Genomic DNA, 18,914 nt, shown 5'->3' on the forward strand with positions numbered 1-18,914 from the left:
TATTCTTTTAAAGAAACAGCATGAGCGCTATTTGGGCACGATGTAAAGAACTGCTTCGGACCAGGGTAAACGATCACACCGTGAATACCTGGTTCGAACCCATCATCTGCGAAGAAATATCGGACAATCGTTTGGTCCTGTCTGTTCCCAACAGTTTTTTTGTGGCCTGGATAAAAGAACGATATTCCAAAGTGTTATCAGAGTGTCTCGCTGAAGCAGCCGGAAAGGAATACGAGTTCGATTTTCAAAGCCGAGATGAAGTGTTGGACAACGCTATTGTCGTTCCCGATGAATTTGCTGATTCTATAAAGTGTGAAGACATAAGCGTTACTGCGGAATTGGCTCTGCAACGTAATCTGAATCCGCGATACAGCTTTGAGAGTTTCGTAGTGGGAGGGTGCAACCAGTTCGCACATGCCGCGGCAATGTCGGTCTCTGAGAACCTGGGAAAAAGCTATAACCCGCTTTTTATTTACGGCGGTGTCGGATTGGGCAAGACTCATCTCATGAGCGCCATTGGGTACGCTGTCCTTAAAAAGGACAAATCGAAAAAGATCTCGTTCAGTACGTCGGAAGAATTCACGAACGAATTGATCAATGCGATCCGTTTCGATCGAATGTTGGATTTTAGAGGCAAGTACCGGAATGTTGACTTGCTGCTCATTGACGACATTCAATTTATAGCGGGAAAAGAGAGGACTCAGGAAGAGTTTTTTCATACATTTAATAGTATTTATGAAGCCGGAAAGCAAATTGTTATCACATCTGATCGATTTCCCAGGGAAATCCCTGAACTTGAACATCGTCTCAAATCCCGTTTCAGTTGGGGACTCGTTGCAGATATGGGAGTCCCGGATTTGGAAACAAAAGTAGCAATTCTGAGACGAAAAGCTTCAGAAGACAAAATGGAGATTCCTGACGAAGTCTCCTATTTTCTTGCGGAACAAGTAGAATCGAATGTCCGTGAATTGGTCGGATATCTTGTGCGAGTCGTAGCCATGAGTACGCTTCAGGGGCTTCCTCTGACGAAGAGCCTTGCACAAACCGCTCTGAAGGAAATACTTCACCGACCGAGAAAGAACATTTCCGTTGATGATATAATCTCTGTCGTTTCAAAAGCTTATAATGTGAAACCTGCTGATATAAAATCAAAGAAGAGACATAAGTTGTACGCACAGCCAAGACAGGTGGGTATGTACCTGGCTCGAGAACTCACTGAGCTTTCGTATCCGGAAATTGGGGCATCTTTCGGCGGGAAAGATCATTCAACTGTCATTCATGCTACCAGAAAGATTGAAAAAAAGATGGAACAGGACAGCTCTCTCAAGAATTTCATCGATGGTTTGAAAAAGGATATTCGTCTGTGAACATCGTGTTGAAAACTTGTTCAAGAAAAGTGAACATCCCTGCTTCATGCAGTGACGCACTTTTTTCGCGAGTACTTATCAACATGTATTTCACAACCGGGAATCGCTGTCAGACTTCTCTGGAATGGGATTTCCACATTTTCACAAGACCTACTACGACTACTTCTTTATTTCTTTCTATGCAAAGAAAAAGAATAAACGGAGTCAAAGCACTCCAAAGTTTTTTGCAGAGAAAATTGAAGTCGATTTCACATATCCTCTTTCCATACAACAGATTTGAATCTCTCAACATATTTTGTTTCTAGGCACTATAAAGGAGCTTCCATGTTGTTTGAAATCGCTCGGGACATGTTTTTTGAAGGTTTATCCAAGACAGTTCCCATTACGGAAAAAAGATCCACTCTGCCCATCTTGTCTCACATTCTTCTGAATGCCAGTAATTCCAGTCTGTTGATTACAGCCACAGACCTGGAAGTCGGGCTTCAAATGATGTATACTTGTTCTATAAGCAAGGAAGGGATGATCACGGTCCCTGCCAAAAAAATCTTCGAAATTGTAAGGGAACTACCTTCCGGCGATCTCACCGTCGAACTTCAAGAGAATGGAAGGATAAAGATCAGTTCGGGAAGGAGTGTATTTGAGCTTGCCGGGATGGATGCATCGGAATATCCGGTTTGGCAGGCTGCGGAGGAAGTCGAAACTGCAACGATTCCAAGTGCTGACTTGATTTACTTGATCGACAAGACGTTATTCGCTTCTTCAAACGACGATTCCCGCTTCAACCTGAATGGAGTGCTCTTTGAACGAAATGAGGGAAAGACCAGATTGGTTGCAACGGATGGTCACAGGCTTGCACTGGCAGATGGTGAAGTTTTACTGCCTATCGAATCCAAGGTCTTGATCCCGAAGAAGAGCTTGATGGAGCTAAAACGATTGCTGGAAAGCGTGAAAGAAGATGTGAGCATTGGATTCGAACCGAAGAATATGGTGCTAAAAACGGACAAGTTTTTCATGACGCTTCGGCTCATCGAAGGAGATTATCCGGATTACCGGAAAGTGTTGCCTCCTCCCGGTGAAAAGAAGATAACAGTGCCGAAAACGAGTTTTCTCCATTCTTTGAGGAGAGTAGCCGTATTGGCTGCCGAACGGAATAAGGGCATAGTCTTGGACGTTCAACCAGGGAGAATCGAGCTCAGTGCAACGCATCCGGATCTCGGCACGGCCAGCGATGTAGTGGAAACAGAATATTCCGGAGATCCCATCACCGTGGTCGTGAATGTCGCGTATCTTATAGAGGCTCTGGGAGCCATCGATTCCGAGCAGGTTTCTCTCAATTTTCTCCAGGAAGGTGCGCCCATAGTAATCAGTCCGGAACCCGTTGCATCCTATTTTAACCTCGTCATGCCCATGCGGAAATGAATCCGCTATAGAGTTCCTGAAAAGAATACACCGGGTCAGCAAAATACGATCCGCAAGGTGGTTCAGAAGCCCGGGCAAATCAACCAATTTTACGTTGGAGAGGAAATTACGCTGTGGAACAACAACAGCAAGTTCATAGCTATGGTGCAGAACATATTAGAGTTTTGGAGGGCCTTGAGGCAGTCAGAAATACGCCGGGAATGTACATTGGCAACACCGGTACTGAAGGTCTTCATCAATTGGTTTGGGAAGTTGTTGACAATGCTGTCGATGAGGCCCTGGCAGGTTTCTGCCACAATATAGATGTCATCGTTCACCTGGATTCGTCAGTCACCATCGAAGATGACGGCCGCGGTATTCCCACGGAAATGCATCCGTCCGAAAAGATCCCCGCAGCGGAAGTAGTCATGACTATGCTGCATGCAGGGGGGAAATTCGATAGCAATACGTACAAAGTATCCGGAGGACTCCACGGGGTCGGTGTTTCGGTCGTGAATGCATTGTCCGAAGTGCTCAAACTCGAAATACGGCGAGGCGGCCAGGTTTATCGCCAAACATACCGGCGAGGAAAAAAAGACAGCGATCTTGAAGTCGTAGGCACTACCAAGAGAAACGGTACAAAAATAACTTTTAAAGCCGATTCGACAATATTCGGCAATCTCGAACTCGGCTATGACATTATAGCTGCCCGTTTACGAGAGCTTGCCTACCTGAATAAGGGCCTCAGGATCAGTTTTGAAGATGAGCGATCCCAAAAGGCGCCAGCCGTTTTTGAGTACGAAGGCGGAATAATCTCTTTCGTGGAACATCTTAACCGGGCCAAAAAGACAATGGATGGGAACCCCATCTATATTATCGGAGAAAAAGACTCCAATTTTATCGAATGCGCCATCCAGTACAACGACGGCTATTCAGAGACAGTATTTTCATACTGCAATAATATCAACACCTTCGAAGGTGGAACACACCTTTCCGGTTTTCGGGCCGCGTTAACGAGGACCGTGAATCAATATGCCAGTTCTAAAAACCTGCTAAAAAACGGAAAAAGTCAGGTGAGCATAAGCGGTGAGGATCTTCGGGAAGGGCTCACGGCTGTTCTCAGTGTCCGAATGCTGAATCCGCAATTTGACAGTCAGACCAAGTCAAAGCTCGGCAATATGGATATCCGCGGAATAGTCGAGCAGTTCGTCAATGACAAGCTTTCTCAATACCTGGAGGAAAATCCCGCTACAGCTCGATGGATAGTGCAAAAGGCTTTAGAAGCCGGTCGCGCCCGTGAGGCGGCCAAGAAAGCCAGAGAACTGACTCGCAGAAAGAGCGCTCTCGAAATATCGGCACTCCCCGGAAAACTGGCCGATTGCCAGGAAAAAGACCCTGAGCAAACAGAGCTTTTCATTGTGGAAGGCGAATCGGCCGGCGGTTCGGCCAAACAGGGTCGGGAGCGAAGAACCCAGGCTGTGCTACCGCTCAAAGGCAAGATTCTCAACGTGGAAAAGGCCCGATTTGACAAAATTATCCAAAGTCAGGAAATACGGACGCTTGTGACCGCTCTTGGAACGGGAATTGGTGAAGAAGATTTCGATGTCTCCAAAATCCGCTATCACAAAATCATCATTATGACTGATGCAGATGTGGATGGATCCCATATCCGAACACTCATCCTGACTTTCTTTTTCAGGTGGATGCCGGATGTTATCAACAGAGGATACCTGTATTTTGCGCAACCGCCTCTTTTTAAAGTGAAAAAGGGAAAACACGAATTCTATGTAAAGGATGAAAGCGATCTTGAGAATATTGTCCTGGATAACGGTTTGGAAAACGTCAGAATTGAAAAAAGCAACGGCGAGCTTCTCGAAGGCACCATACTCGTCAATATAATCAAGAACTTGATGAGAATGGAGAAGATCCTTGATATGTATGAACGAAAGAACATGGAAAGGATCGTTCTCAAAGCTTTTGTGAGAGAAGGGCTTACAGCGGATTCTCTGAGCAGTGAAGATACGGTGCGGGAACTGATGCAAAAAGTGCTCGCCAGACTGGAAACCAAACACCCGTACATCCGACCTGTGATTATGAATATGGAAAAAGACGAAGAAGAATCGAAATACTACGTGGATGTGCAATCGCGACACAATGGATTGACCAGACGTACGAGAATCGATTTTGATATGACCGAGTCCCCGTCCTTTGAAGAGATCGTTTCTATCAACAAACGAGTCACGCTGGTTGGAGAACCCCCCTTCATAATGAAGACGGATGAACGGAGAATCGAAGTCCCGTCATTTTCCAATCTTGTCGAGTTGATAGTGGAAAACGGAAGAAAGAAACTTGCTATTCAGCGTTACAAAGGTCTCGGCGAGATGAACGCCGATCAGTTGTGGGAAACCACCATGAATCCTGAAAACCGGAAGATTCTTCAAGTAGCCATTGAAGATGCGGTCAAAGCCAATGAGATTTTTTCTACACTTATGGGCGATCAAGTGGAGCCGAGACGGGAGTTCATAGAGAAAAACGCGCTGAATGTGGTGAATTTGGATTATTAAAGGCTGCAAAAAAAGGAGGTTGCCTGAGCAACCTCCTTCGATATCATATCCGATTGAAGATTAAAAATATTAGAAGATTAAGAAAATTAGTGGATGCCGGTCTCCACTAATATCTTGTCTTGGAGCTTCGGATAAACGTCAAAATTTCGACAATCGCTTTAACGTTTCGGTTTCTGTGCAAGAAAATCCTTCCAGAGCTTAAACCCGGATTCTGCAGGAGATCCTTTATCGTTCCACCACTGAATAAATTCTTGATAGGTTGTCAAAAACTCATTCCAGTTTCCTGAGGGAGAAACATTCTTTTTCCAATCGGGATACAAGTCATCGTTCGCAAGCGAAAATTCATCCTGACCGAAATTCGGAAATGCCCGCTTGAAAGCGCGTAATTTTTCTTCGGTAGTTAATTCCTTTGTTTCTTGAGGTTTGGTTTGTTGAACAGATGGCGTGCTTGGAATTTGGGTTTCTTTTTCCGCGAGGGGTTCCTCTTTACCAGAAGGAACCGGTACAGCCGCATCCGGAACATTCACAGAAGGCGGCATCATTCCGGGATGACCGCCGCCGGGCATTTGCATTGCCATAGAAGAAGGATCCATGCCCGACATTTGGGGAGGCTGCATCTGCTGGAGTTGTGCTGTAATCCATCCTTTGGAAGGATCGAATTCCTGAATACCTCCAAAAAGCTTGTCTATTCTATAAGCTTTTCCCAGGCCCAAGGGGCTCAAGTAGTGGTATCTATTCTGGATACCGATCATCAGAAGCCCTACTGCCACAATACCCAGGAATATCCATGAATGCAGCGTAGTCCATCCGCCTGTTTGGTTGTTTTCCGAAACGGGACGACGTGTTTCCTCGTTTCCCAGCATGCGGAAGCCTCCTTGTAAAAACGTTCTCGTTTAGATGTCTGGATAAATTAAAAATATCACATTTGATTTTGTTTGTAAACACCGTTACATGTACTGCTTTTCAGCTACGTGCACGGAAATTATCAGTAACTGTGCGAAGCACAGCATACACTTTTGCAGCGGGAATCTCTACGGCAAATGTCGGATAAAGGAAACAAATATCCGCAATCCTGATGCTGTCACCATCTGCGCGAGAGTGCAGGGCGTGAATGAGGCTGTGGAGCAGGTTTCTTGGGAAATAACAATAGCAGAACAATCCCCACCACGAATCCACCCATGTGAGCCCAATATGCTACCCCACCGGCGTCTTGCTGAACGGAGGCCAGCGATGCACTGCTTATGAACTGGAACACAAACCAGAATATCAGAAAAGCGAACGCAGGAATTTCAACAATACGAATAATGATGACGATAATGAAGAGCGTCAAAACTCGGGCATGAGGAAAGCTGATCAGGTACGCTCCCAGAACTCCGGATATCGCGCCGCTTGCCCCGATAGTAGGAATTCTGGACTCCGGACTGGACATTACGTGTATGACTGAAGCGCCTATTCCACAAAGGAGATAAAAGAGGAAAAATTTGAAATGTCCTAATCTACCTTCGATATTGTCACCGAAAATCCACAGGAACCACATATTCCCAATGATGTGCATCCATCCTCCATGCATGAAGATGGAGGTAAACATCGGGATCAAGGCATTTCCTATGAACCCTCCCCGAAAATGGTCGTAAGCAACCACGTGTAGGGGAATCAGACCATATTGCCAGAGAAAATTTTCGAGTCTCGGTCCGAGTGAAATTTCGTACATCCACATAAATGAATTGAGAATGATGATGAGAATAGTAACAAAGGGAAAACTCTCAGATTGAATGTCATCTCTCAGCGGAAACATGTATCATACCTCTTTATCCACTTACGAGTTGCTTCACAATTATTTGTATCGTTGATTGAGATTACAGTTCCGATTTACATCGTAATTCCATTATATGGATCATTTCGCAATTAGAACAAGTGTATAAAACAGTGTCCAATTGCGAAAAGCACTTCTCGACAATTGGTAGGTGCCGTGCCTCCGTGCCGGCACATTTTTCAAACACAAATCAATCTCTTCGGGCCAGCAGGGACGCCGGGCCCTTCCCGTTCATTAAAGCACAATGTGTTCAAAAGTAAGAAATTTCGTCAACTGCTGTAAAAATAGCGGGAGTCATTAAGAAGAGGTTCGGGGAAGCGGGGAAACCCTCCTGATAAGAAGGGTTTCTTCGCTAGATTAGTGCTTTTTCATTCTGGGCGGGGACAATGCCAGAATTGGCTCGATCATCCGGTCAAAGGCCTTTGCGGCAGCCGAAGTTGGATATTCCAACACAAACGGTTTTCCTTCATCCGAGGCAGTGACCAGTCGAGGATCCAACGGTATGCGTCCCAGGAATTTAAATCCCGTTTCTCTTGCAAGCCGTTCTCCACCACCACTCTTGAATAACTCGTGTTCCGTACCACAATTGGAACACACAAAACCGCTCATATTTTCGACTATGCCGAAAATAGGCATTTCCACGGCCCTGCAAAAACGAATGGATTTCTTCACATCCTGCAAAGCCAGCTTTTGCGGAGTGGTAACGATAATCGCCCGAGATCGCGGTGGAGCCATCTGACAAATTGAAAGCGGCTCGTCTCCAGTTCCGGGAGGAGCATCCACGATGAGAAAATCGAGATTGCCCCAGTCAACTTCAGCGATGAATTGCTTTATCAAACGATGTTTCATGGGGCCGCGCCATATGACTGCTTCATGGGCCTGGTCTTTGAGGACAAACTCCACGGACATAACCTTCAGATTGTTGTTGTACTGAATGGGACTCATGCCCCGTTGCGATTGTCCCTGGACAGAAGCGCCTTCCAACTTCAACAGAGTAGGTATGCTCGGCCCGTGAATGTCTATATCCAGCAACCCGACCTGCCTGTCGGATGCAGCCAGAGCTGCAGCAAGATTTACTGCGACAGTACTCTTTCCCACGCCTCCTTTTCCCGAAAGAATCATAAGCGTGTTTTCGATTCTGGTGAGACTGTCTGCAAGCATGAGTTCTTCGCGCAATTCCTGTAATTCTTCTTTGGATAAAGGGGGTTTCTTCTCTGCCATTCTACATTACCTTATTCTAAGACTGGTTCGTTCTGTATACCTTTAGGATTTTGCATCTCCTGGTCGGAAAAGTGTGTAGCAGTCGAAATAACACCTGACTTTTTGAACAACTTACCTTTTATGAGAAACAGTAGGGCCCAGCGTCCCTGCTGGGCTGAACTGATCGATTTGTTTGGACAAATGTGCCGGCACGGAGGCACGGCACCCACCAATTCTTGAATGTCGGCTACTGCCAACTAGACTACTCCGGCTGAATGCAGGAAGGGATTGGCAATATTTAAAGAACTGCATAACAGATTGAAAAATCTATCATGGTTCCTGTAAATATTTGCCATGGCATTCAAGCAATCTCAATGGCTTCCAGGATCTTTCTCGGTTTTACCCTGTGGACGTCCAGACCGATCTGCTTGGGATTGAAGCCGAGAGCCAGGCCGACAAGCTGAGTCAAATAGAAAGTGGGAACTTTCTCTTTCTCTTTCGTTTTGCGACCAAGCACGATTTGTCCCATGTCGAACTGCTCGAAACATGAAGGACAGATCACCGACAGTGCATGAATGTTGCGTTCCCGAATGTACGAGAGCTTTTGCCGTGTAATTTCGTATCCTGCATCCTGGTCCATATTAGCGCCCAGAGGAGATCCGCAACACAGGAATTTTCGGGAATACTCCACCGGTTCTACCCCGATGATCGACAAGAGATGATCCATCTTCACAGGAACGTACGATTCCGCATCGGACAATTCTCCGGGATACATGATCTTTGGAGGCCGGAAATAATGGCAGCCATAATGGCAGCCAATCCGTAGCGGAACATCCCGGACTCGTTCTTTCAACAGTCGTTCCACCACAGAATCCTGATAGAGCACATCCAGGATATGCGTTACATTGATTGTTCCCTTGAACTGATGATTGTACTCTTCCAGGATGCGATTGACCTTGCGTCGTTTCGAATCACTCTGTTTCAGGATGTGATTTGCTTCTTTCAATGTGTTCACGCATCCTGAACACAAGGTCAGCAAATCGACACCGGCTTCTTCCGCAAGACACAGGTTTCGAGCCGCAAGCGCCAGCCATGATTCGTAGTGCACCAGCTTCATGCTCGTCGGAGGAGGACAACACGAAAAGGGTAAGTCCAGCAGTTCAATACCTAATCGCTCACACACCAGCCGGGTTGCAGCTTCAAAGCCGGGATATTTTATCGGGATTGCACATCCCAGATACAGGGCATATTTCATGTTCACCTTTCAAAACCGGGCCGTAGCCTGGAATGCTCAAAACTCTATGATATCGTCCAATCCGCTTTTCTTCAGAAGATCTCGGATTTCTTCCACAGGAGCCGGAGGCAGAGGCGCCAGACCATGGTGTGCACGCATCTCGTCCAATTGATGAACGATCATCGAACGACCGGTCTTGGCAAGCAGTTCAATAGCCATGCTGAGCCTCATTGGAATGTTTCCCCGACGTGCCGCAGAATTGCGAAGGGCAACTAGCAGGTCCGAAATGGGAATTTTCTGAGGACATCTGTCTTCGCACACGTTGCAAGTGCAGCAAAGCCATATTTTCTCGTCTTCCACCACCTTGTCGTGACCCAGATTGAGGCACTTCAAAATAGTCTCTCTGGGACCGTACGCGGGAGCAACCTCCATAGCCGGACAGGAACCCGTACATCGAGCACACTGATAACATTCGTACAGATCTTCCCGAGAGAAGTGTTTCCAGACTTTTATCGTCATGCTTCACTCTTCTTGTTGAAAGACTTTGTCAGTTTTTCGGCTGCTTCTTCTATTTCCTGGGGTGTGAGTTTTCTCAAGCCCTCTTCCATTTCCTTTATGACCTTTGCGAACTGAGCCCCTTCAGCAGCCGACACCCAGGCTAATCTCAGACGATCCTTGTTAATCCCGAGCTTCTCCATGCGTTTCCAGAAACGATCTACTCTTCGTGCAGTATTCTGGTTCGCATTGTTGTAATGGCAGTCTGCAGGATGGCAACCTGAAACCAGGACGCCGCCGGCGCCCATGCTGAAGGCCTTTTCAATCCAGGATGGAGATACCCGAGCAGAACACATAGTGCGTATAATGCGAACATTATGCGGATACTGCATCCTCGACACTCCGGCAAAATCCGCACCGGCATACGAACACCAGTTGCACGCGAACGCCAAAATCTTGTTGTGCGGGTCAATAGCCAAAGCTGCATCGATTTGCGACACGATCTGTTCTTCTGTGAAGTGGGCCTGGTCAATGGCTCCAAACCTGCACTCAGGAACACAGGCCCCGCATCCCTGACACGCTGCTTCGATAACCCTGTAGAATCCCTGTTCTTTACTGCCTTCAATGGCATGATAGGGACAAACGCGAGCGCACAGACCACAGGCCGTACATTTTTCCGGATCGATGTGGGACGTTATGGCAGGTATCTGAACTTCACCCTTGGACATGAGAATGTTGGCTCTCGATGCCGCCGCAGAAGCCTGAGTCACGGAATCTTTAATATCTTTCGGACCTTCTGCCGCTCCCGCCAGAAATACCCCTCCAGTGGTAGTGTCTACCGGTCGGAGTTTCGGATGCGCTTCCATGTAAAAGCCGTCGGTATCTGTTGCGAGATTGAGTAGTCGTTGGATTTTTTCCGCGTCTTTGTGCGGCTTGATGCCTACGGAAAGGATCACCATATCCATATGGAATTTATAATGACTTCCCAAAAGGGTGTTCTCGCCTAAAAGTGTGAGGTCGCCGGTCTGAATATCCTCGATGATTTCACCGGGGATTCCGCGCATGAAAACGACGCCTTCTCGACGGGCTCTCTGAAAGAGATCCTCGAAACCTTTCCCGAATGCACGAATATCAATGTAGAAGACATGGATTTCCGTGTCCGGCCAGTGTTCCTTGATGAGCAGAGCGTCCTTTACCGTATTCATGCAACATACGTTGCTGCAGTACGGATTGCTTCTTTTACTCCTGGATCCGATGCACTGAAGAAACGCTACTTTTTTCGGTCTCTTGCGATCTGACGGTCGAATCAACTCGCCGCCGGAAGGCCCGCCAGCATTGATGAGTCGTTCGAATTCAAGAGTCGTGATGACATTCGGGAATTTACCGTACCCAAGCTCAGTCAATGCAGTGGGATCGTACACCTCAACGCCCGTGGCTACGACGATAGTACCGACTTCAAGCTCAAGGATTTGGTCTTTATCCGCGAAATCGATGCATTTGTGAGAACAGGATTGAAAACAGCGATCGCAGGCAACGATTCCCTGATTGTTCAAGCACCGGTCCATATCGATGAGAAAAGTGGACGGAACTGCTTGCGCGAAGGGGATATGAATGGCCCGGCGAATGGACAGCCCGGCATTAAATTCATCCGGTGAAAGCTGAGGACACGCCTGAATACAGTCCCCGCAGGCGGTGCATTCTTTCGTGACATATCGAGCCTTTTTGAGGATCTTTGCCTTGAAATTACCGATATGGCCTTGCACTTCCTGGATTTCCGAGAGAGTCAATAGTTCGATATTCGGATGTCTTCCCACTTCGCTCATTTTTGGCGCCAGGATACAGATGGAGCAATCCATAGTGGGAAAGGTCTTGTCTATCTGGGCCATACGGCCGCCGATACTGCCGGTACGTTCCACGAGATACACCTTGTATCCGGCATCGGCCATATCGAGAGCAGCCTGGATTCCTGCCACACCTCCACCGATGACCATCGCTTTCCGAGTGACTGGAACCGTAACCTCAATTTGCGGCTTCAGGCGTGCAGCTCTGTTTACCGCCATGGCGACCAGATCTTTGGCCTTTTCGGTGGCAGCGTCCTTATCGTGCAGGTGAACCCACGAACAGTGCTCCCGAATGTTTGCCATTTCCAGGAGATAGGGATTCAAACCGGCACTTTCACAGGCAGCTCTGAAAGTAGGCTCGTGCAGTCTCGGAGTGCAGGAGGCAACAACAACACGGTTTAGATCGTGCTCGCGTATATCGTGCTTTATCTGTTCCTGGCCGGGTTCCGAACAGGTGTATAGAGAGTCTTTCGCGAGGATAACGCCGGGCAAGTGACTGGCGTACTCAGCTACTTCGTCACATCGGACCGTGCCACCGATGTTCTTACCGCAATGGCAGACATAGACACCGATGCGAAGAGAACTCTTGATCGGCTCGATGGTTTCATTTATTTCTTTCAATGAACAGTATCCTCCAGCACATCCGCTTCAGAACTTTGTGAAACACTTTGTCGATGTGGATCTTCGGACAAAGGTGCTCACGACTTCCCCTCTTTGGATACAGCCGCACCTTTGTGCATTCGGAAATTCAGAGAGACTTGACGCCATCATGCATTGGCTTGCATGCGTTTCAACAGATCCACTCCATACTGATAACCCCTGTCGAAAGCGGAAATATTGAGTTCCTCCGTACCTGCCGGAATCGATGAGAGTACCGAATTCTTAAGAGATTCGTAAGCGACCACGTTTCCCAGAGCGCCAACCGCTCCCAGCATTACGATATTTGCCACAATCTTCTTGCCCATAGATTCCGCGAGACGAGTGGCCGGAACCCTGTAAACGGTGATTCCTTCAGGGTCCTTGTCGATAGTGACTAAATCTTCGTCGAGGATCAGGGTGCCTCCGGGAAGGATGGATTGACCGTACGTGGTCCAAGCTCCTTGACTCATGATCACGAGAACCGCAGGGCGGCCGACTTTCGGATAATGCACGACATCATCCGAGATGACCACATCTGCGCTGCACGAACCGCCTCTGGCTTCCGGGCCGTAACTCTGGGTGAAGACCGCATTTTTCTTCTCAAAAAGCGCTGCTGCTTTACCGAGGATATGACCGGACAAGATTATCCCCTGTCCTCCAAAACCTGCAAGCCTGATCTCCTGTTTCTCACTCATGCGGCTTTGCCCTTTTCTTTCCCTTTTCCCTTTGCTGCGGCTCGAGCGACCACTTTGCCCCGATAATTCTCCATGAAATCGGCTCGCTGCGTATTAACAAAGGTTCCAACGATGATTTTTTCTCTGAGGCGAATTCCGGTTTCTCTCAGATCGGCGCCATTCCTGATTTCAGACATCTCACGATAATAGCGCATCTCTTCCAATCCGGAGCCAAGCTTGTTCGGTCTGCCGTATCCCGTGGGACATGGTGTGATAGCCTCGATGAAGGTAAATCCCTTCTTATCGAATGTCTGGCTGATGGAATGCACGAGCTGCCGTGGATGGAACGTGGTCCAGCGGGCAACATAGACAGCTCCGGCTGCATGAGCCAAATACGGGAGATTAAAACCGGGTTCCGCATTGCCCGTGGGAGTGGTGGACGTTCGGGCCTCGAGCGGAGTTGTGGGAGCCACTTGCCCGCCCGTCATACCGAAATTGAAATTATTCACGCACAGCACTTTCAGATTCACATTGCGCCGGGCTGCGTGGATCAGATGATTCCCTCCGATGGCGAATAAGTCGCCGTCTCCCGAAAACACCGTCACATGGAGATCGGGTTTGGCCAGCGCTAACCCGGTAGCAAAAGGAATGGCTCTGCCATGGGTGGTATGGTACGTGTCCATGTCGAGGTATCCCGCGACCCTTCCCGTACAACCGATGCCGGACACTACAGCGCTTTGATCCACCGTGAGTCCCTTGCGGCGCATGGCTTCAATGAATGAGGTGAGGACAACTCCAAGCCCGCAACCGGGGCACCAGATATGCGGAATTCTTCCGGGTTTCAGGTACTTGTCATCCGGATGAAGGCCATGATCCTTTTGAATGAGCAGGTCCGCAGCTTCCTTGTTGAATGGAACGGTTTCTCTAAGCTTTACCTTCATGAATTCTCCACATATCGATCATCGAGATCGTTGTATGCAGGCCGACCAATGCTATTCATATTCGAGCCCGCACGTACAGTACGTCTGTTCGTAAACGCACCAGAGCGGGAAATCTTACCGGCTGCACGCATTACAAACATTCCAGGACGGTTTCCGTTATTTCTTCGGGAGTATGGATAGACCCGCCCATGAGAGCCATTAAAACCACTTCGGCATTTCCCTGGGCAGTTCGTTCGACTTCATACGCGATCTGCCCGTAGTTGATTTCGGGAACCACAAAAGCTTTTGCCTGTTTTGCAAGGCGTCGTATCACCTGAGAAGGAAAAGGCCACAAGGTAATCAGTCTAAGGAGCCCTGCCTTTACACCTTTTGCTCTCATGTCTTCCACCGATTGACGGGCAACCCGCGAGGTACAGCCGTATGCCACGACGACGACTTCAGCATCGTCAAGGAAAACCGCATCATATCGGATAATTTTTTCAGCGTTCTTGCGAATCTTATCCACAATGTGCCGGACATTCCGTTCCTGAACCGCATCCGTGATTACGGGATATCCTCGTTCATCGTGAGTCAGACCCGTCACATGCACGTGATACCCCTGGCCGGCAACAGCCATCGGTGCGGGCATCAAATCTTCCGTGGCGAACGGCAAGTACTCTTGTTTTGACACTTGAGGCTTCTTGCGATCGACGATCTTCAGCTTATCCCGCGGTGGAATAATGACCTTTTCGGTCATATGCCCCACAACTTCGTCACCAAGCACAAAAACAGGCTGGCGGTAGATTTCCGACAGATTGAATGCATCCACAGTAAAATCGAAGCATTCCTGGGGCGATGAAGGAGCCAAAGCAATGCAGCCGTAATCCCCATGAGAACCCCATCTCGCCTGCATAACATCCGCCTGGCCTACAAGTGTCGGAAGACCCGTGGAAGGGCCACCTCGCTGTATATTGACAACAACGCAGGGCGTTTCAGTCATCATCCCGAGACCGATATTCTCCATCATCAGAGAAAAACCCGGACCCGACGTGGAGGTCATTGATTTCACGCCTCCCCAGGAAGCACCCAGAATCGCGGCCATGGAGGCGATCTCGTCTTCCATCTGGATGTACACACCGCCTACCTGGGGCAGTCTTCTGGCCATGCGTTCGGCAACTTCCGTCGCAGGAGTTATGGGATATCCGGCAAAGAAACGGCATCCTGCAGCAATTCCGCCTTCCGCGCAGGCCGCATCTCCGTGAATAAAATGTTCACCGGTCAGAATATCTTTATCTGCCATCTAAAACCTGGGTTCCTTTAAAGAATAGTGGAGGAATGTTGTTATGCCACAGGCGGTTATCGTTTTTGGGATCGCTTATCTTTTCGAGAATACCGTGTGGTTACCTTCTGTATATCTTCTTCTGTAATCTTCTTCGCTTCCTTCAACTCCGTGAAGATCGCAAATTCCGGACAAATGAGACCGCACAGTCCGCATTCCACACAGTCTTCCGCTTGCATTACTACTTCCGGCGGATGATATCCCTTGGCGTTGAATCGTTTGCTTTCCTTCAAACAACCGTTAGGACAGAATTCGATACAGAATCCGCATCCTTTACAGCGATTTTCGATAATATTTACAATTCCTTGCGGAATCGAATGAGCCTCGGAATCAAGGGGTAGGCGCCAGAATTTCATGCGTTCGTCTCCGTATTCGGAATGCGCTGAAGTGTGAGTAGTATAGTCTATTTTTCCCAGGAGTCAATTGACGGAAAGGAAGCGGAGATGTCCTGCTTTGAAGACAGTGATGGATGCAAAACAGTAAATGATAATTGGTGATAATCCCCAGGGGTGCATCGAAGTAGTGTCAAGAAGGCCTGGAAAGATCTTATTAGTCAGACACATGAGTCTCCAACGGCTCAATCGTCTCGTGATCGGGCTTTCAAGGTTGAAATTGCTTCTGAAATTGCTAAATCCAGAGTTTGGATGGGAATATTCTTGTACGTAGCTTCATTTCTTCTTCGAACGTCAATTATGAAGACATGCCTGATATCGTCTGCTACGCCATAGATGACGCGGATATCCTGATGTTTTACCCTCAAAATATTCTTGTGCCCCATGACATTGTCACACCCGGAGGGCCTTGGGTCATTCTTCAACGGTTCAATTAATTCGCGCGCAACACTCTGTTCGTGTTTCTGAAATTTACGCAAGCTTCGTTTGGCTGGTCCGAGAATCTGAATTATGTAAGACAAGGATTAATCTATTCCGTTGCATCAAGTTCTTTTACAAACTCATCCCAATCAGAAATGTCTGCCGTTTCGCGTACTTCGTCTATAGCCTGAATTGCTGCGGCCATGTCCAGACAATCTTCCAATTTCTCGATTAGCTGCTCTCGATCAACTTCCTGGTCTTCTACAATAAAAGCAGCACAGACTTTTTGCATATCTTCTGTACTGGACTTGATCATCATATCTTCCCTTCTGTCTTCCGAGACTTCGTGCAGCAAACTCTTTCCAAAATCCAGAATCAAGGATCACATGAAACTGAAACGATCAGATTACTGCGTCCTTGATTCAGAATCTGAGAGTCCGGCAGCGTTACTCACCCCATAACACAAACCGAACTGATAATATCTTCATTTCTTAGAGACCACAATAATATTATCAAGTTCCAGAGGGCGAGACTCCCCGAATTGCGAGACTGCCAAGAGAAGGAACCGATCATAAGACAAGTACTACGAGTTACCTTCAGGTACCGCTGTTTCGAGCGATTCTCAAAAGTACGTCCGCCTTGAGATCCTTGATGCGAAAGTAATCTGCAGCCATTACTTTTGCCAGTCGCGCGGCCAATCCATCATGGAAAGTTCCTTCTTCCTCTGCGTCCACCACCACTGATTTGATCCGTTTATCAGAGGCAATGCTCTGTGCAATGGCAAGAGCCTCCCAGAAAGGGTCGCCTTTGCCGATACCTTCGTTAGCTTTTCCATCCGTAATCACAATTACAATCGGTCTGCAACCTGGATCTTTGATCATCATAGTGCGCAAGAGTTCGCCGCCTTTGCGCAGACCCGCGGCGAGAGGTGTTTTTCCGCCAACCGGGAGTTCTTTCAACAGCTTACCAGCCAAGTACATGGAAGAAGTAGGAGGAAGATTTACCACCGCCTCTTGTTTCCTGAACGATATCATCGCAATCCGATCTCGCTTCTGATATGCGTCATGCAACAATGACATGATTGCACCTTTAGAAGCGACCATTCTCCCTTTTGCCCCCATGGAGCCACTGGCATCCACAAGAAAAAGGAGAAAATTGCCAGTTCGTGTTTCCCGGATTTTTTCTCTGATATCTTCGTTTCTGATGACAACCGCCATTCCGGGCTTTTTTTCCCGATGAATCTGATGTGGAGCCGCGGCTCTCAACGTTGCATCCAGAGCCAGATCATGATTGCCGCGAGGTTCCGCAGCCCGAATATATTTGCCTCGCTTGTTCGCGGCTGTTGTGCGGGATCGTCTGCCTGTTGTTTGGCGCACACGTTTTTCAGGCGAATGCACTATTTCTCGAACCTTGAAGCTCTGTCCGATGTCGAAGATTGCCTCAGGGCTGTCGGTTCGCAGTGCACGTCTTTCTGTGGTCCCGTGTATCTCCTCCTCGAAATTCTCCGTGGGCGGTACAAGGTGACGAGGGCTGGAGTCTGGATACTCTTCCCATAAAAGGGGATTGACAACAGAAGATTGCGGAGAGTGACCCGATTTTTTCTTCTTGTTTTCAAAGGCTGCCAGTCTGGAACGATGCGGAAGAGCCAATGCAGCAGCTCTTTCGACATCTTGGTCCACAATCTCGGTTCGCTCTTCGAACGAAGCAAGTGCTCGAGCCGTATGAGCTATCACCACATCAGCTCTGTGTCCGGCGACATGGTGAACCGTGCAAATCTCGACAATGAAAGATCCGATTCGTCGGGTCAAACGGACATGCGGCAGAATGTGCGCAGCGCGGGAGAGCCGCTTTAAGAGTAATGAGTCTTCCTGTTCGAATCTTTTACAAAATAATTGGGGTTGCCGTTCAAACTCGTCTTTGCGACGAAGCACCTCGATTCGAGCTGCGATCTTGGTCTCTGCTTTGATTTCCACGCACAATCCGAAGCGGTCGAGCAATTGAGGTCTGAGCTCTCCTTCTTCCGGATTCATGGTTCCGACAAGCACAAACTTTGCAGGATGACGATAAAATATACCCTCCCGTTGGACCAGGTTCTCTCCCGAAGCGGTCACGTCAAGGATTGTGTTGACAAGATGATCTGAAAGCAAATTCACTTCATCTACATACAATATACCGCCATGCGCACGAGCCAGGAGACCCGGCTGGAACTCCGGTTTCCCGGCCTGGAGCGATTTTGAAAAATCCAATCCGCCAAGGACCATGTCTTCCGTTGCATGGAGAGGCAGAGTAACAACACGAGCTCGAGGGCCGCCGTTTTCATGGTCGATATGAGCAGGCGGCTGAAATTTGTCGGTCGAGAAAATCGAAGAATGATTGTTGGTGCGGACAGCGGGAAGAAAACGGACTAAAGCTCGGACTGCAGTGGATTTGGCTGTACCCTTTTCACCTCGAATCAACACGCCTCCTATGAGCGGGTTGATAATGGTGAGGAGCAACGCGAGCTTCATGGAATCCTGTCCGAAGATAGCAGAAAAAGGATACTGATGATTGAAGCTCGACAATTAGATCTCCACATCAACCTCTATGATTCAAGGGTTAACAATAGAACAGGATTCATG

General features: G+C 48.1%; 15 protein-coding genes. 3 read left to right on the forward strand and 12 right to left on the reverse strand.

What is annotated here, in order from left to right; translation table 11 throughout:
* The first annotated feature begins 20 nt into the window (after window positions 1-20).
* From dnaA to gyrB, 3 genes are all read left to right on the forward strand, one after another.
* Window positions 21-1,367: a chromosomal replication initiator protein DnaA gene (gene dnaA, locus DESTI_RS00015; protein WP_014807912.1), complete on the forward strand. Its 1,347-nt coding sequence runs from the start codon at window positions 21-23 to the stop codon at window positions 1,365-1,367.
* Window positions 1,368-1,691: 324 nt separating this feature from the next.
* Complete coding sequence (gene dnaN / locus DESTI_RS00025) at window positions 1,692-2,786, forward strand: DNA polymerase III subunit beta (protein ID WP_014807913.1); 1,095 nt, start codon at window positions 1,692-1,694, stop codon at window positions 2,784-2,786.
* 113 nt (window positions 2,787-2,899) lie between these two features.
* Window positions 2,900-5,329 (forward strand): DNA topoisomerase (ATP-hydrolyzing) subunit B, encoded by a 2,430-nt coding sequence (gene gyrB, locus DESTI_RS00030; RefSeq protein ID WP_014807914.1) that lies wholly within the window; start codon window positions 2,900-2,902, stop codon window positions 5,327-5,329.
* Window positions 5,330-5,487: 158 nt separating this feature from the next.
* Here gyrB and DESTI_RS00035 read toward each other — a convergent pair whose 3' ends face one another.
* From DESTI_RS00035 to DESTI_RS00100, 12 genes are all read right to left on the reverse strand, one after another.
* On the reverse strand, window positions 5,488-6,192 hold the full coding sequence (locus DESTI_RS00035; RefSeq protein ID WP_014807915.1) for a hypothetical protein: 705 nt from the start codon (window positions 6,190-6,192) through the stop codon (window positions 5,488-5,490).
* 218 nt (window positions 6,193-6,410) lie between these two features.
* A complete protein-coding gene (locus DESTI_RS00040; protein WP_014807916.1) occupies window positions 6,411-7,124 on the reverse strand; it encodes a rhomboid family intramembrane serine protease in 714 nt (237 codons plus the stop codon).
* A 375-nt stretch (window positions 7,125-7,499) separates the two neighbouring features.
* Window positions 7,500-8,363: an Mrp/NBP35 family ATP-binding protein gene (locus DESTI_RS00045; RefSeq protein ID WP_014807917.1), complete on the reverse strand. Its 864-nt coding sequence runs from the start codon at window positions 8,361-8,363 to the stop codon at window positions 7,500-7,502.
* A 340-nt stretch (window positions 8,364-8,703) separates the two neighbouring features.
* On the reverse strand, window positions 8,704-9,597 hold the full coding sequence (locus tag DESTI_RS00055) for a CoB--CoM heterodisulfide reductase iron-sulfur subunit B family protein (protein WP_014807919.1): 894 nt from the start codon (window positions 9,595-9,597) through the stop codon (window positions 8,704-8,706).
* A gap of 36 nt (window positions 9,598-9,633) precedes the next feature.
* Window positions 9,634-10,095 (reverse strand): 4Fe-4S dicluster domain-containing protein, encoded by a 462-nt coding sequence (locus tag DESTI_RS28145; protein ID WP_014807920.1) that lies wholly within the window; start codon window positions 10,093-10,095, stop codon window positions 9,634-9,636.
* Complete coding sequence (hdrA2, locus tag DESTI_RS00065) at window positions 10,092-12,533, reverse strand: CoB-CoM heterodisulfide reductase HdrA2 (protein ID WP_014807921.1); 2,442 nt, start codon at window positions 12,531-12,533, stop codon at window positions 10,092-10,094. Before hdrA2 ends, DESTI_RS28145 begins: the two co-directional genes overlap by 4 nt.
* A gap of 146 nt (window positions 12,534-12,679) precedes the next feature.
* Window positions 12,680-13,246 (reverse strand): 2-oxoacid:acceptor oxidoreductase family protein, encoded by a 567-nt coding sequence (locus tag DESTI_RS00070; protein ID WP_014807922.1) that lies wholly within the window; start codon window positions 13,244-13,246, stop codon window positions 12,680-12,682.
* Window positions 13,243-14,166, reverse strand: coding sequence for a thiamine pyrophosphate-dependent enzyme (locus tag DESTI_RS00075; protein WP_014807923.1), 924 nt, complete (start codon window positions 14,164-14,166; stop codon window positions 13,243-13,245). Before DESTI_RS00075 ends, DESTI_RS00070 begins: the two co-directional genes overlap by 4 nt.
* Window positions 14,167-14,296: 130 nt before the next feature.
* Complete coding sequence (locus tag DESTI_RS00080; RefSeq protein WP_014807924.1) at window positions 14,297-15,445, reverse strand: 2-oxoacid:acceptor oxidoreductase subunit alpha; 1,149 nt, start codon at window positions 15,443-15,445, stop codon at window positions 14,297-14,299.
* A 56-nt stretch (window positions 15,446-15,501) separates the two neighbouring features.
* On the reverse strand, window positions 15,502-15,840 hold the full coding sequence (locus tag DESTI_RS00085) for a 4Fe-4S dicluster domain-containing protein (protein WP_014807925.1): 339 nt from the start codon (window positions 15,838-15,840) through the stop codon (window positions 15,502-15,504).
* 565 nt (window positions 15,841-16,405) lie between these two features.
* Window positions 16,406-16,615, reverse strand: coding sequence for a hypothetical protein (locus DESTI_RS00095; protein WP_014807927.1), 210 nt, complete (start codon window positions 16,613-16,615; stop codon window positions 16,406-16,408).
* A gap of 277 nt (window positions 16,616-16,892) precedes the next feature.
* Window positions 16,893-18,857, reverse strand: coding sequence for a magnesium chelatase subunit D family protein (locus DESTI_RS00100; protein WP_014807928.1), 1,965 nt, complete (start codon window positions 18,855-18,857; stop codon window positions 16,893-16,895).
* Window positions 18,858-18,914 lie beyond the last annotated feature (57 nt).

Origin of the sequence: Desulfomonile tiedjei DSM 6799 (genome assembly GCF_000266945.1) — a bacterium.
GTDB classification, from domain to species: domain Bacteria; phylum Desulfobacterota; class Desulfomonilia; order Desulfomonilales; family Desulfomonilaceae; genus Desulfomonile; species Desulfomonile tiedjei.